This window comes from Mesorhizobium montanum (genome assembly GCF_033977145.1).
Taxonomy (GTDB): domain Bacteria; phylum Pseudomonadota; class Alphaproteobacteria; order Rhizobiales; family Rhizobiaceae; genus Mesorhizobium; species Mesorhizobium montanum.
The window spans coordinates 98,527-111,734 of sequence record NZ_JAVIJF010000008.1 but is presented as its reverse complement, the minus strand read 5'-3'; the positions used below and the strand labels follow the sequence as shown (position 1 = coordinate 111,734).

The window sequence follows — 13,208 nt, the reverse complement described above, 5'->3', positions numbered from 1 at the left end:
TTGTCTGCCCGACTCCGAAGTTCTCCCATGCCCTCCTCACCCAATATCAGCTTTGTGCTGCACGACGTCGCGCGCCTGCTTAGGAAGCGGTTCGAGCAGCGGTCGCGCAGCTTTGGGCTGACCCGCGCGCAATGGCAGGTGCTGGCCTGTCTTTCGCTGCGTGAGGGCATCCACCAGAACAAGCTGGCCGACCTCATCGAGATCATGCCGATCACGCTCGCAAGATTGCTCGACAGGATGGAAGCGCGCCGCTTCATCGAGCGCCGGCCCGATCCCGCCGACCGGAGGGCGTGGCTTCTCTATCTGACCCCGAAGGCCCATCCGCTCATCGAAGTGATGCGCGGCAATGGCCTCAAGACGCGCGAGGAGGCCTTTACGGGCCTGTCCGCGGACGCGCGGCGGCAACTGCTGCAAACCCTTTGCCTGATCAAATCCAATCTGCTCGAGGCCTGTACCCAGCCGGCCGTCGACCGGGAGAAAGTCCATGTCTGAATCAACCTCATCAAGAAAGCCCGCCGAAGGCGACAATGGCGGCAACAGGGTAGGCGACCAGGTCATCCGCCTGGATAGCCAGCGCGAGCAAAGGCGCACCACCAACCCTGTCATCGAAGACGACGAGCTGGAGGCGCCCGTGGCCCCCGAGCCCGCCACGATGGAGGCGCCGTCGGCACAGCCGAAGCCTGCCTCGGTCACTGTGGCCCCGCCGGCTCCCGTCAAGCCGCGCCGCAGCCGGACGCGGCCGATCCTGTTCGCGCTGCTCCCGGTCGCGCTGGTGGCCGGCGGTTATTACTATGTCGTCGGCGGCCAGGTCATGACCACCGACAATGCCTATATCCAGGCGCAGTCGCTCGGCGTTTCCACCGACGTCTCCGGCACCGTGCAGGAGATCGACGTGCATGACAACGAGGCGGTGAAGAAGGGCGACGTGCTCTACCGGCTGCGGCCCGCGTCCTTCGAGACCGCGCTTGCGGGCGCGCAGGCGCAGCTCGGCACCGTGCGCAACCAGGTGCTGACCCTGCAGGCGAGCTATCAGCAATCGCTGGCATCGATCGACCAGGCCGAGGCCGACATCCCCTATTACGAGTCCGCCTTCCAGCGTCAGCAGGATCTGCTCAAAACCTCGACCGCTTCCAAGGCGACTTTCGACAGCGCCCAGCACGACCTCGTCGCCGCCCGCCAGAAGGTGACCGTCGCCAAGGCGCAGGCGCAAGCGATGCTTGCCCAGCTCGGCGGCGACGCCAGCCAGCCGGTCGAGAAGAACCCGTTCTACCTGCAGGCCCAGTCGGCCGTGGACGATGCGCGGCGCAACCTCAACGACTCCGTCGTCAAGGCGCCGTTCGACGGCATCGTCACCAATGTCGATGCGGTGCAGGTCGGCAAGTATCTGCCGGCTTCGCAGCCGGCCTTCAGCCTGGTGTCGTCGACCGATATCTGGATCGCCGCCGAGCCCAAGGAAACCGAGCTCACCTATGTGCGCCCGGGCCAGAAGGCGACGATCAGCATCGACGGCTATCCGGGCGAGGTCTGGCACGGCACCGTCGGCTCGATCAGCCCGGCTTCGTCGTCCAGCTTCTCGCTGCTGCCGGCGCAGAACACCAGCGGCAACTGGGTCAAGGTCGTGCAGCGCATCCCGATGCGGGTGACGATCGATGATCCGGAAGGCAAGGCGCCGCTGCGCGGCGGCATGAGCGCCGTCGTCAGCATCGACACCGGCCACGCCCGCGGCCTGCCCGACTTCGCGAGCGACCTTCTCAAGCGCTTCGGGCAAAAGTCATGACCACCGCTTCCGCGACAGGCGTGGTCGCCAATCGCGGCGCCATCACCGCTTGCGTGATCCTGGCGGTCATCATGCAGGCGCTGGACACCACCATCGCCAATGTGGCGCTGCCTTACATCCAGGGCAGCGTCTCGGCGAGCGCCGACCAGATCAACTGGGTGCTCACCTCCTATATCGTCGCCGCGGCGGTGATGACGCCGCCGTCGGGCTATCTTGCCAACCGTTTCGGCCGCAAGCGCATCCTTTTGGTGGCGATCACCGGCTTCGTGGTGGCCTCGGTGCTGTGCGGCTTCGCGCAGTCGCTACCGCAGATCGTCGGCTTCCGCCTGCTGCAGGGCCTGTTCGGCGCGGCGCTCGTGCCGCTGTCGCAGAGCATCCTGCTCGATATCTACAGCGTCGAGGAGCGTGGCTCCGCCATGGCGTTGTTCGGCGTTTCGGTCATGGTCGGCCCGGTGCTCGGCCCGGTCATCGGCGGCTGGCTGACCGAAAACGTCTCCTGGCGCTGGGTCTTCTACATCAACGTGCCGATCGGCATGCTGGCTTTCGCCGGCGTCTCGATGTTCGTCCAGGAAACCAAGCTCGACCTGAAGGCCAGGCTCGACTGGCTCGGCTTCGGCATGCTCAGCGTCGCCATCGCGTCGCTGCAGATGTTCCTCGACCGCGGCGAGCAGCTCAACTGGTTCTCCTCGGCCGAGATCATCGTCGAGGCGCTGGTCTGCGCGTCGGCCTTCTATATCTTCATCGTCCACACCTTCACCGCCCGCGACACCTTCGTGAACCCGCGGCTGTTCCTCGACCGGAATTTCGCGGTCGGCATGGTCTTCATCTTCATCATCGGCATCACCTATCTCGCCTCGCTGGCGCTGATGACGCCCTATCTGCAGACGCTGATGGGCTATCCGGTGGTGACGGCCGGTATCGTCATGGGGCCGCGCGGCCTCGGCACCATGGCCTGCATGTTCCTGGTCGGCAGGCTGGTCGGCAAGGTCGACACACGCTGGCTGCTGTTCATCGGCCTCGCGATCACCGCCTGGGCGATGTACGACATGACCGGCTGGACGCCGGGCGTCTCGCAATGGACGATCATCAGCACCGGCTTCATCCAGGGAGCGGGCTTAGGTTTCCTGTTCGTGCCGCTCACCACCATCACCTTCGCCACGCTGGCCCCGGAACGGCGCTCTGAAGGCACGGGTCTTTACAATCTTTCGCGCAACATCGGCTCCAGCGTCGGCATCTCGGTCGTCACCGCGCTTCTGACGCAGAACCAGCAGATCAATCACGCCGACATCGCCACCTATGTGACGCCGTACAATCCGGCGTTCGCCGACCCGGCGGTCTCCCAGGCGCTGAGCCCTTACACCGCCGCCGGCCGCGCCGCGCTCGACGGCCTGGTCACGCTGCAGGCGACGATCATCAGCTATGTCGACGACTTCAAGCTGATGATGATCCTGTCCCTGGCCGCCATCCCGCTGGTGCTTCTGCTGCGCAAGCCGTCCACGCCTGCCAAGGTCGATCACAGCGCGGCCATGGAATAAAGGACCAGGGTCCCGCCGCGGCACCCCGGCCTGCCGCACAGCCTCACCGAGGCAGATCGCGCGGCACATGCCGGGCTGGTCGCGACGCTCGCTGAAAAAGGCCCTGGCTGAAGATGGGGGCGGGGTGAACGGGCGCTACTGGCGCCGACGTCGGAGATTGGCCGAAACCCCCGTGACGTCGTCATACTCGGGCTTGACCCGAGTATCCATGCCGTGACCTCTGCCGTAGGGTGCAACGGTGCAGAATTCTGAAGAGCAGCAACGCCTTAGCGTCGCGGCATGGATTCTAGGGTCTGCGCGCGTCGCTTCGCTCCTTGCTCCGCCCTAGAATGACGACCGGGACGTAAGCCACGGCCAATCGCGAAGGTTGGCGCTGGCGCTTCTTGTCGCCGACGTTGGAGATTGGCCGAAACCCCCGCGACGTCGTCATCCTCGGGCTTGACCCGAGTATCCATGCCGTGACCTTGAATCGAAGGGCGCAACGGAGCAGAATTCTGCACCCTTGCAACGCTTCGAGATCACGGCAGGATTCTAGGGTCTGCGCGCGTCGCTTCGGTCTGCGCGCGTCGCTTCGCTCCTTGCTCCGCCCTAGAATGACGACCGGGAAGAGGGCCACGGCCAATCGCGAAGGTTGGCGCTGTCCCGTCGGCATTTCCAACAAAAAACCCCGGCCAGGCCGGGGTTTTGGTGTGGATCTCGGGGAGCCTTCTATTCCGCCGGCGATGGTTTCTTGCGGAACAGCGCCGCCAGATTGTCCCACAATTCGATCTTGGCGCCCTGGCGCTTCATGATCACGCCCTGCTGCAGGATCGACAGCGTGTTGTTCCAGGCCCAGTAGATGACGAGGCCGGCCGGAAAACTGCCCATCATGAAGGTGAAGATCACCGGCATCCAGGTGAAGATCGCCGCCTGCGTCGGGTCTGGCGGCGCCGGGTTCATGCGCATCTGCAGGAACATGGTTATGCCCATGACCACGGCCCAGGCGCCCATATGCGGCAGGAATGCCGGCGCCGCGAACGGCAGCAGGCCGAACAGGTTGAAGACCGACGTCGGGTCGGGCGCCGCAAGGTCGTGGATCCAGCCGAAGAACGGCGCATGCCGCATCTCGATGGTGATGTAGAGCACCTTGTAGAGCGAGAAGAAGACCGGGATCTGCAGCGCCACCGGCCAGCAGCCGGCCAGCGGATTGATCTTCTCGGTCTTGTAGAGTTCCATCATCGCCTGCTGCTGCTTCATCTTGTCGTCCGCGTATTTCTCGCGGATCTCGACCATCTTCGGCTGCACCTTCTTCATATTCGCCATCGAGGCGTACGACTTGTTGGCTAAAGGGAAGAAGATGGCCTTGACGATGACGGTGGTGGCGAGGATCGCCAGGCCGAAATTGCCGAAGAATTTGTAGAGCGTGTCGATCAGCCAGAACATCGGCTTGGTGATGAAATAGAACCAGCCCCAGTCGATCAGAAGGTCGAACTGGCGGATATGTCGGTCCTTGGCATAGGCGTTGATGGTGGAGACTTCCTTGGCGCCGGCGAAGATTTCGGACTCAATGGTCGTCGATTGCCCGGGGCCGACGCTGACTGCGTCAGACAGGAAGTCGGCCTGATAGCTATGGCTGTGCGGCCCGTCCTTGAATTCGAAATACGAGAACTTTGGCTGGAAGGGCTGCTTCTCGGTCGGCACGAGGGTTACCGCCCAATATTTGTCGGTGATGCCAAGCCAGCCGTCGGTCGACTTGCCAGGTTTGACTTCCTTGTCCTTTTCGATGGTGGCGTATTTGTACTCCGCCAGCCCTTCCGTGCCAGTAACGCCAATCAGGCCTTCGTGCAGCACGTAGGTGCTGGCGACAGGTGGCTTGTCGTAGCGGGTGACGCGGCCATAGTTGTAGAGCGAGACTGCGGCGGTTCCCGAATTCTGCACGGTGTCGGAAACGGTGAACATGTATTCGTTGTCGATCGAGATGGTGCGCTTGAACGTCAGGCCCTTCTCGTTGGTGAAGGTCAGCGTCACAGGGGTCGACGGTGTCAGCGTGGCATCGCCTTCGGCTTGCCAGACGGTGTCGGGCCCGGGGAGCTTGCCAACATCCGCCGATCCTGAAAAGCCGATCTCGGCGAAATAGCCATTGGGCAGCGATGACGGGTTGAGCAGCTCGATCTCGGGCGAGTTCTTGTCGACCGTCTCGGTGTAGTGCTTGAGCTTCAGGTCATCGAGGCGTGCGCCGGTCAGGTTGATCGAACCCTCGAGGCTGGGCGTGTCGATCCTGACGCGCTTGGTCGCAGCGATGGCCTGGTCGCGGCTGGCCGCCGTCACCGTACCGCCGCCGGGTGCGCTGGGAATGGCGCCCGGCGCCGGAGCCTGCGTCCCGGTTGCACCGGAAGTCGCGGCACCGCCCGCTTCCTTTTTCTGCGCTTCGACGCGCTGCTGCTCGACGCGGGCCTGGTCGCGCTGCTGCTCCATGCGCGGGTTCATGTAGAACACCTGCCAGAGTGTCAGGATCAGCACCGACAGCGCGATGGTGATGAAGAAATTGCGGTTGTTTTCCATCGAAAGCCCTTGGCCTATCGTGTTGCGCGCAGCCGGCGGGAAAGCTCGGCCTTCAATTGGCCGAACGGTATGGCAAGCACGTCTTCACGCCCGACGATGACATAGTCATTACCGGGCGCCATGTCATCGGCCGCATGAACGCGCACGGCTTCCCTCAGCCGCCGCCGGACGCGATTGCGCACCACGGCGTTGCCAACCTTCTTGGTGACGGTGTAGCCGACGCGCGGCGCGAGATCATCGCCGCGGTCGAGAACTTCAACGAGAAAAAGCCGTCCGCGGCGTTTCTCGCCGCCGCGCACAGCCAGGAAGTCCGCGCGTTTCAGAAGCCGCCCGGGAGTTTTCCCCTTTGGCTTGCCGGTTGCGGGCAACGATCTCGTCTTCCGTTCAGGCGCTGAGCCGCTTGCGACCGCGATTACGGCGGGCAGCAACGACGCCACGACCACCTTTGGTGGCCATGCGGGCACGGAAACCATGCCGGCGCTTACGCACGAGCTTGGACGGTTGGTAGGTACGCTTCATTTGTTTTAATACCGCGGGGTGCGGCCCTTCTTGATTCTGTCACGTTGTAACAGGAGCTTTGCCGGGCCGGCTTAGGCGCGATCGAAACCGCGCCGGGACGAATGGCCCGAGCGTGAGCGGGCTTATAGAAAGAAGGTTTTTGGAAGTCAATCCGCCCCGGCCGCGAGACATTTTCTCGCGGGCCGACGATGAATTGGCAAAAAAGCCGCAAATCGCATAATCTTCACTGATCAAGCCTTTGTGAAATGCGCGTCAATGACGAGTGAAACCCTGTCCACGAACGAGAAGGTAAGACCGGCGGCGGCGAATTCGACGCGCCGGGTGCCGCTTTCGCGCGGCCTGTCGACCAAGCTTCTCCTGCTCACCATCGCCTTCGTGCTCTTGGCTGAAATCCTGATCTTCCTGCCCTGGATCGCCAGCTACCGGGTCAATTGGCTGAAGGAGCGGCTGGGCACCGCCGCCGCCGTGTCGATCGTGCTGCTGCAGGGCGAGCCCAACTCGCTGTCGCACAACGCCCAGAACGACGTGCTGATGGCGATCGGCGCCAAGGCGATCGCCGTGCGCGACGGCGGGGTCTCGCGGCTGCTCGTCGTTTCCGACATGCCGCCCCAGGTCGACAAGCATATCGACATCACCAATGTCGGCCTGGTCAACGGCATGACCGGCGCGCTCGACACTTTGTTCTTCGGCGGCAAGCGCATGCTGCGCGTCTTCGGCCCGGTCGGCGACAGCGACAAGGAATTCGAGCTGATCATGCCGGACTACCGCCTGCGCGACGCCATGCTCAGATACTCGCGCAACGTCGCCGTCGTCTCGCTGCTCATCTCGCTGTTCACCGCCATGCTGGTCTATGCCGCGATCGACCTGATCATGATCGGGCCGATCCGCACCATGACGCGCTCGATCCTGTCCTTCTCCGAGGCGCCCGACGACCCGGGCCGCGTCATCTGCCCGACCGAGCGCGCCGACGAGATCGGCGTGGCCGAGCGCGAGCTGGCGCAGATGCAGGACCGGCTGCAGAAGATGCTGTCGGAGCAGAAGCACCTCGCCGATCTCGGCATGGCCGTGTCGAAGATCAATCACGACATGCGCAACATCCTTGCCTCCGCGCAGCTGATGTCCGACCGCCTGCGCCAGGTGAAGGACCCGACCGTGCAATCCTTTGCGCCGAAACTTCTGCGCGCGCTCGACCGCGCCGTCTCCTATTCGGAAGGCGTGCTTCACTATGGCCGCACGCAGGAGCCGGCGCCGTCACGCCGGCGGCTCAGGCTGCGCCAGCTGGTCGACGACGTGCACGGCCTGCTCGATATCGAGCAGGGCATCGAGTTCATCAATGGCGTTGATCTCGCTTTCGAGGTGGACGCCGATTCCGACCATCTCTTCCGCGTGCTCACCAATCTGTGCCGCAACTCGGTGCAGGCGATGGCAGCCGATACCGAAAGCGCGGTGGTGCGCCGGCTGGCGGTCGCGGCCGAGCGCCATGGCAGCGTCAGCCGCATCACCGTCACCGATACCGGCCCCGGCCTGCCGCCCAAGGCGCGCGAGAACCTGTTCGCCGCCTTCCGCGGCTCGGCGCGCAGCGGCGGCACCGGCCTCGGCCTGGCGATCGCGCATGAATTGATCCGCGCCCATGGCGGCGCGGTCGAGCTCGTCGAATCGATCGGCGGCCGCACGGTCTTTGCCGTCACCATCCCCGACCAGCCGGTGCGGCTCGACCAAGCGCGCAACGGCCTGCGCCGCCCCGCCTGAACTGGATCCCCACGCCTTGGTCGGTATTGGCAAAACGACCTGCGACAAAACTTTTGCCGGATCGGCTTGCTTTTCGCAAATTCAGTCGTTAGGGAACACTCCACATCGCGGCCGGCCGTCTCGACCGGATCGTGGGGCTTGTGTCAAACATGGCCTGTTGCGCGCCCGTAGCTCAGCTGGATAGAGCACCAGACTACGAATCTGGGGGTCAGGAGTTCGAATCTCTTCGGGCGCGCCATTGCATCCAATTGATTTGTCTCCGCTTTTTGGCATTTGAGACGGGACGGCGCCGGCTTGATTTCTAAAATTCAGCCGGTTTTTCAGCCGGTTTTGGAACGACGGCGGCAGACGGCGCCAAAATCGCACTATGGGCTAGTCGTTATCTTGGAACGACACAATCTGTGGCGACCGGCAGCAGCTTCGCTGGCACGACTACCCTGCCGGCTCAAGCGGTTTGCGCTCGGCCGGCGCGCGGCATGGACGCCTTCAACCCGGTTCTCTTTGCCGGCCAATCCGGGCAATATCCTCGATGGCTGAGCGGATTTGGGGCCAGGGAAACTCGGCATCGTTCGCAGACGACTGACCTTCCCTGAGCACTGCATCAAGCTTGGCTGCCACGCCGGCAAGAGTAATGGCAGGCGTTTCCGACAATTCTTCGAGCAAGGCCTCCGCTCGGCTGGCCGCCTTGTGCTCAGCAAGCATCGCGGCGGAGTACCCTATTTCCCTGTCGGCAGCATCCCAGCGCGCCTGGTGGGCCGCCAAGTCGGCCTCAGCCTCCGCACGGATGCCCTCATCGATAAGGCCGACGCGTTGCAATTCACGAATTTCTTTTCGCGAATGTAGCGTCACGCTCTCACCATTCGACTGGAGGATGGTCGCACTCGGAAAGCCAATAATTTCGGCGAGCTTCCGCTCTAAGCGTTGTTGCTCACGGCACAACTGTTCGGTCAATTTGTGGGCATCCTGCCAGTGGCGCCACACGGTCACGGCACGATCGGAGGTGTGGTCCTTTTCCAAGTCGCCCCGCGCAAGCTCGGTTGGATGCGATTGCAGCTTTACATTCGCCGTTCGCGCAAGTTCCTTCCCGCTCGTGACGAACGACAAAGGCGTGCTATTGTCGGAGTCGCCCATGATCCGAGCTCCAAACGGCTTGGCGTGGTGAGGCTGGGCTATGTGCAGTCGCATATCGCCCAGCCGTACTTGCGCGCAGCCAGACCTGCAGGGGCTTGGGACACTGCAGACGGCTCGCGTGAGTAGTCCGTTCCTATCTAGCAGTTAAGAGATCACTTTGCAATCATATGATATGAAAGATATCACTGGCGCGCAGATGCGAGCGGCGCGCGCGTTGGTGCGTTGGAGCGCAAAGGATCTGGCAGACGCCGCCAGCGTGGGGGTGGCGACCGTAAGGCGCGCGGAATCCGACGACGGCATACCCTCTATCACTGCGGCGAATCAAAGGGCGATTCGCAATGCACTTGAGGCGGCCGGCATCGAGTTTATTCCAGCAAATGGTGGCGGCCCAGGTGTAAGGCTTGCCCGTCGATTTTGATGGCGGATGACTTTCGAAGAGGCTTTTGCTCGAACCGCCACCACCGACGAAGCATAAGGCCTTTAGAAGTAGGAGGACGGTCGCAATCGAAATGTGGACGCGAAGGAATGCCGCCTTCGCGACCGTGTCCATACTCGCGCCAGCCCGTAGGCCAGAACCAGCAGCACCAGGATCAGAATGGCGCTGACCCGGTGATACGACACTGCGCCATAGTGGTCAGGCCTGCTCTTCAGTATTCACATTCTCCTCGAAATACTTCCGCAGGATCTTCACGACGCGAATTGCTGCCTTGACGTCCTCGATGGCAATTCCCTCCGCCAGCGCGTTGATGCTGGGGTCATAGATTCCGATGGCGGCGTCAAAGGCCTGCCGTCCCTTGTCTGTCATCACCACCAGCTGGGCACGGCGATGATGCGGATTGCGCTCGAACCTGACGAACCCGTCCCTTGCCAAGTCATTGACGATGCGCTGCACGTTCTGCCGGTTGGCACCCAGATCACGGGCCAGCCATGCGACGGGCTGCGGACGATCTGCGGCAACAATGGCTCCTAGTATCTGCCACCGTGCGCTGGTCAGGCCTAGGTGGGCTACGAGCCGGTCCCCCCACGTCACAGTCAAGTTGTTCACCCGGAACAGGTCGAGCACGAGTTCGGTCATAGCCTCCCCAGCTGGGGTTCGTTTGGTCTGATTCATTTGGTCACCATAAATCATTGTTGACACCACGATGTCAAATCACTATGTAGCGGTCTCACCGAATTGACATCATATAACCAAATGGAAAGAACCTGTCATGACCCGAATGCGCTCTATGGACCCAAACTTCCCGATCGAACGCCAATTCGCCGTCGACGCCTCCCCCATCGTGCTCGTCAATCTCATCACGATGGGCAAGGCTGACGAGCAGGCCTTCCTCGACATTTGGGGTCGCGAAGCCATCGCAATGAAGCAGAAGCCTGGTTTCATCTCGACCCAGCTCCACCGGGCCATCGGCGATAGCCCGACTTACCTCAACTATGCGGTTTGGGAATCGACCGCCCACTTCCGTGCCGCGCGGCAAAATTCCGCCGCTCCGGACGCAAGCATCGCCATTCCGTCATCTGTCGTCTCCGCGCCGCACCTCTTCCAGAAGGTCGCGTTGGCCGGCGTTTGCGTGGCTTAGCCCGCTGCAGGAGACAAATTCGTGACCAAGATCATACACCCACTGGCCGGTATGGTCGTGCTTCTGACGATCGCGACCTTCTGGCTGTCGACGGTTCTCAGCGAACTGTTTGCATCCGAGGCAACCATTATCGCCGTCAAGACGGCGATACCTTGGGGCTTCCTGCTGCTGATCCCCGCCTTGGCGGCGACAGGTGGCTCAGGCTTTGCCCTGGCGAAGGGTGGACGATCCAGCGTGATCGGCAAGAAGCTGAAGCGAATGCCATTCATTGCCGCGAACGGCCTTCTCGTTCTCATCCCGGCGGCGCTGTTCCTCGCGTCCAGGGCCAAGGCCGGGGATTTCGATATCGCCTTTTATACGGTGCAGGCGCTCGAGCTGATCGCGGGCGCGACGAACATCACACTGCTCGGGCTCAACATGCGTGACGGCATGAAGCTCACGCGGTGGCGGCGGAAAAGCTTTCTTCGTCCTGCCTCCACATTCTCGACCAGCCTCACCGCCCGGGAAGAGGTCGCAAAAGGCACGATGGCGTTTCATTTGAAGAAGCCTGAAGGCTTCGTGTTCGAAGCCGGGCAGGCGATCTATATGAGCCTACCCGACCTGAAGGCCACAGATGCCAAGGGACAGGTCAGGACCTTCTCGATCGTCAGCGGGCCGCACGAGCCGGAATTGATGATCGCCACACGGCTCACCGATACGAGCTTCAAGCATGGCTTGATGAGCTTGCCCCTGGGGACGACCGTCGAGATCGAAGGACCCTATGGCGACCTCTCGCTGCATGAGGACGCGGCGAGGCCGGCGGTCTTTCTCGCGGGCGGGATCGGCATCACGCCGTTCCGCAGCATGATCATTGATGCAACGAAGCGCGGTCTCCCGCAGCGGCTGTTTCTTTTCTACGGCAATCGCCGCGTCGAGGACGCCGCTTTCCTTTCCGAACTGACAGAGATCGCGAGGCAGAACCCGCGCTTCAATCTTGTCGCAACATGCACCGAGGCGGATGGCGCCCCTGCCGAGTGGCGCGGGGAGCAAGGGTACATCACACAAGAAATGATCTCGAAATACGTCGGCGATATCGCGGCACCCGTCTACTACGTCGCCGGACCGGAAGCGATGGTCTCCGCGATGCAAACGCTGCTCAGGGAGGCGGGGGTCAAGGGTAAGGACGTCAAGATGGAGACGTTCCTGGGTTACTGATCTCCGGCCAGACGAAACTCACGTCCCAACCCCTCATCATAAATGCCACGGCGGGCTGATCAGCACTATCGCCAGGGCAGAGGCTTGTGGTCGTGCCACCGGTCGTATCCGTACAATTCCAAAATGAGGTTCACACAATGATTGCAGTTACAGGCGGTACTGGCCAACTCGGCCAACGCGTCATCGACGCTCTCCTCAAAAAGATGGCTGCGGCCGATATCGTTGCGTTGGTTCGCAATCCCAGCAAGGCCGCGGGGCTGAAGGCCCAAGGCGTGACCGTTCGGCAAGGTGACTACAATGACCCGGTAAGCCTGCAGTTGGCCTTCGCCGGTGCGCAAAAGCTATTGTTGATCTCGGCGGGCGAGCCCGCCGAACGCGTTCGGCAGCACGAGAACGCCGTTCGAGCCGCGAAGGCTGCCGGCGTACAACTGATCGCCTACACCAGTATACTCCACGCCGACACCTCCCCAGTCTCCCTTGCGGAAGATCACCGGGCGACAGAAGCCTTGTTGAAGGCCAGCGGCGCGCCCTACGTGTTGCTGCGCAATGGATGGTACACCGAGAACTACCTCGAGGCGCTGCCAATTGCGCTGCAACACGGTGCCTTTCTCGGATGTGTCGGCGATGGACGGCTAACGACAGCGACCCGAACGGATTATGCAGAGGCCGCCGCTGCGGTCATGGTGTCTGATGAAGATCAGTCCGGGATCACCTATGAGTTGGCCGGCGACCAGTCTTATACTCTTTCAGATTTGGCTGCGGAGGTTGCCCGCCAGTCCGGCAAGGTAGTCACGTACCGGAACTTGTCGGAGGAGAGCTATCTCCAGGCCCTTGTCGAAAGCCGCCTTCCGGTAGAAGTGGCTCAAATGCTCGTCGGCTTCGATGTAGCCGCGAAGCAGGGGGCGCTATTTGATGACAGCCAGACCCTTAGCCGACTCATCCGCCGAGCCACTACCTCACTGGAACGCGCGGTGGCCGATGCACTGGGGGGCTAATCCGGCTTGGGAGGCGATTTGGCCTGCGGAGCATGTTTTGGTCGGCGCTGGACTGCGCGCGCACGCTGATGACCGCTTCTGAGGACCAACCCGCTCACCAACGATGTCTGCTCCGGGAAATGGCGAGATGATCTATATGGCCGACTCGGGCGCATATCAGGCATTCAGCAGCTGACCGTCCGCCTGCAGG

13 protein-coding genes and 1 tRNA gene are annotated in these 13,208 nt (G+C 62.4%); 9 read left to right on the top strand and 5 right to left on the bottom strand.

The features are described 5' to 3' along the window. Positions 1-27: 27 nt before the first annotated feature. The 3 genes from RFM68_RS12900 to RFM68_RS12890 are packed head-to-tail and all read left to right on the top strand — an operon-like array spanning position 28 to position 3,312. On the top strand, positions 28-492 hold the full coding sequence (locus tag RFM68_RS12900; RefSeq protein WP_320233354.1) for a MarR family winged helix-turn-helix transcriptional regulator: 465 nt from the start codon (positions 28-30) through the stop codon (positions 490-492). Continuing rightward, positions 485-1,777 carry an HlyD family secretion protein gene (locus RFM68_RS12895; RefSeq protein WP_320233353.1) on the top strand — a complete coding sequence of 431 codons (1,293 nt, stop codon included), beginning with the start codon at positions 485-487 and terminating at the stop codon, positions 1,775-1,777. The genes RFM68_RS12900 and RFM68_RS12895 overlap by 8 nt, the downstream gene beginning before the upstream one ends. Beyond that, positions 1,774-3,312, top strand: a complete 1,539-nt coding sequence (locus RFM68_RS12890) for a DHA2 family efflux MFS transporter permease subunit (RefSeq protein ID WP_320233352.1) — start codon at positions 1,774-1,776, stop codon at positions 3,310-3,312. Before RFM68_RS12895 ends, RFM68_RS12890 begins: the two co-directional genes overlap by 4 nt. A gap of 708 nt (positions 3,313-4,020) precedes the next feature. Here the strand turns inward: RFM68_RS12890 and yidC are convergent. From yidC to rpmH, 3 genes are read right to left on the bottom strand one after another with little or no spacing between them, the layout of a single operon-like run. Further along, positions 4,021-5,853: a membrane protein insertase YidC gene (gene yidC / locus RFM68_RS12885; RefSeq protein ID WP_320233351.1), complete on the bottom strand. Its 1,833-nt coding sequence runs from the start codon at positions 5,851-5,853 to the stop codon at positions 4,021-4,023. Positions 5,854-5,867: 14 nt separating this feature from the next. Then, on the bottom strand, positions 5,868-6,221 hold the full coding sequence (rnpA, locus tag RFM68_RS12880; protein WP_320233350.1) for a ribonuclease P protein component: 354 nt from the start codon (positions 6,219-6,221) through the stop codon (positions 5,868-5,870). Between the two features lie 16 nt (positions 6,222-6,237). Beyond that, positions 6,238-6,372, bottom strand: a complete 135-nt coding sequence (rpmH, locus tag RFM68_RS12875; RefSeq protein ID WP_008833937.1) for a 50S ribosomal protein L34 — start codon at positions 6,370-6,372, stop codon at positions 6,238-6,240. Positions 6,373-6,627: 255 nt separating this feature from the next. Here rpmH and RFM68_RS12870 point away from each other — a divergent pair, with 255 nt between their 5' ends. Then, positions 6,628-8,121 carry an ATP-binding protein gene (locus RFM68_RS12870; protein ID WP_320233349.1) on the top strand — a complete coding sequence of 498 codons (1,494 nt, stop codon included), beginning with the start codon at positions 6,628-6,630 and terminating at the stop codon, positions 8,119-8,121. A gap of 161 nt (positions 8,122-8,282) precedes the next feature. Next, a tRNA-Arg gene (locus tag RFM68_RS12865) sits at positions 8,283-8,359 on the top strand. Between the two features lie 248 nt (positions 8,360-8,607). Here RFM68_RS12865 and RFM68_RS12860 read toward each other — a convergent pair. After that, the gene (locus RFM68_RS12860; protein ID WP_320233348.1) at positions 8,608-9,252 is read right to left on the bottom strand and encodes a hypothetical protein; all 645 of its coding nucleotides are present in this window, start codon (positions 9,250-9,252) and stop codon (positions 8,608-8,610) included. A gap of 172 nt (positions 9,253-9,424) precedes the next feature. On the opposite strand from RFM68_RS12860, the gene RFM68_RS12855 reads away from it, so the two are divergent. Next, positions 9,425-9,670, top strand: a complete 246-nt coding sequence (locus tag RFM68_RS12855; protein WP_320233347.1) for a helix-turn-helix domain-containing protein — start codon at positions 9,425-9,427, stop codon at positions 9,668-9,670. A 216-nt stretch (positions 9,671-9,886) separates the two neighbouring features. On the opposite strand, the gene RFM68_RS12850 is transcribed toward RFM68_RS12855, so the two are convergent. After that, complete coding sequence (locus RFM68_RS12850; protein WP_320233346.1) at positions 9,887-10,363, bottom strand: MarR family winged helix-turn-helix transcriptional regulator; 477 nt, start codon at positions 10,361-10,363, stop codon at positions 9,887-9,889. Between the two features lie 97 nt (positions 10,364-10,460). Here RFM68_RS12850 and RFM68_RS12845 point away from each other — a divergent pair, with 97 nt between their 5' ends. The 3 genes from RFM68_RS12845 (at position 10,461) to RFM68_RS12835 (ending at position 13,018) form a co-directional block, all read left to right on the top strand. Then, positions 10,461-10,829: an antibiotic biosynthesis monooxygenase family protein gene (locus tag RFM68_RS12845; protein ID WP_320233345.1), complete on the top strand. Its 369-nt coding sequence runs from the start codon at positions 10,461-10,463 to the stop codon at positions 10,827-10,829. Positions 10,830-10,850: 21 nt separating this feature from the next. Next, the gene (locus RFM68_RS12840; protein WP_320233344.1) at positions 10,851-12,023 is read left to right on the top strand and encodes a ferredoxin--NADP reductase; all 1,173 of its coding nucleotides are present in this window, start codon (positions 10,851-10,853) and stop codon (positions 12,021-12,023) included. A gap of 137 nt (positions 12,024-12,160) precedes the next feature. Then, positions 12,161-13,018 (top strand): SDR family oxidoreductase, encoded by an 858-nt coding sequence (locus RFM68_RS12835; RefSeq protein ID WP_320233343.1) that lies wholly within the window; start codon positions 12,161-12,163, stop codon positions 13,016-13,018. Positions 13,019-13,208: the final 190 nt, after the last annotated feature.

Coding starts and splice junctions, on each gene's coding strand:
- RFM68_RS12895 (WP_320233353.1), top strand. CDS start 485: ATGTCTGAATCAACCTCATCAAGAAAGCCCGCCGAAGGCGACAATGGC.
- RFM68_RS12890 (WP_320233352.1), top strand. CDS start 1,774: ATGACCACCGCTTCCGCGACAGGCGTGGTCGCCAATCGCGGCGCCATC.
- RFM68_RS12835 (WP_320233343.1), top strand. CDS start 12,161: ATGATTGCAGTTACAGGCGGTACTGGCCAACTCGGCCAACGCGTCATC.
- RFM68_RS12845 (WP_320233345.1), top strand. CDS start 10,461: ATGACCCGAATGCGCTCTATGGACCCAAACTTCCCGATCGAACGCCAA.
- RFM68_RS12855 (WP_320233347.1), top strand. CDS start 9,425: ATGAAAGATATCACTGGCGCGCAGATGCGAGCGGCGCGCGCGTTGGTG.
- RFM68_RS12860 (WP_320233348.1), bottom strand. CDS start 9,252: ATGGGCGACTCCGACAATAGCACGCCTTTGTCGTTCGTCACGAGCGGG.
- RFM68_RS12870 (WP_320233349.1), top strand. CDS start 6,628: ATGACGAGTGAAACCCTGTCCACGAACGAGAAGGTAAGACCGGCGGCG.
- yidC (WP_320233351.1), bottom strand. CDS start 5,853: ATGGAAAACAACCGCAATTTCTTCATCACCATCGCGCTGTCGGTGCTG.
- rpmH (WP_008833937.1), bottom strand. CDS start 6,372: ATGAAGCGTACCTACCAACCGTCCAAGCTCGTGCGTAAGCGCCGGCAT.
- RFM68_RS12850 (WP_320233346.1), bottom strand. CDS start 10,363: ATGAATCAGACCAAACGAACCCCAGCTGGGGAGGCTATGACCGAACTC.
- RFM68_RS12900 (WP_320233354.1), top strand. CDS start 28: ATGCCCTCCTCACCCAATATCAGCTTTGTGCTGCACGACGTCGCGCGC.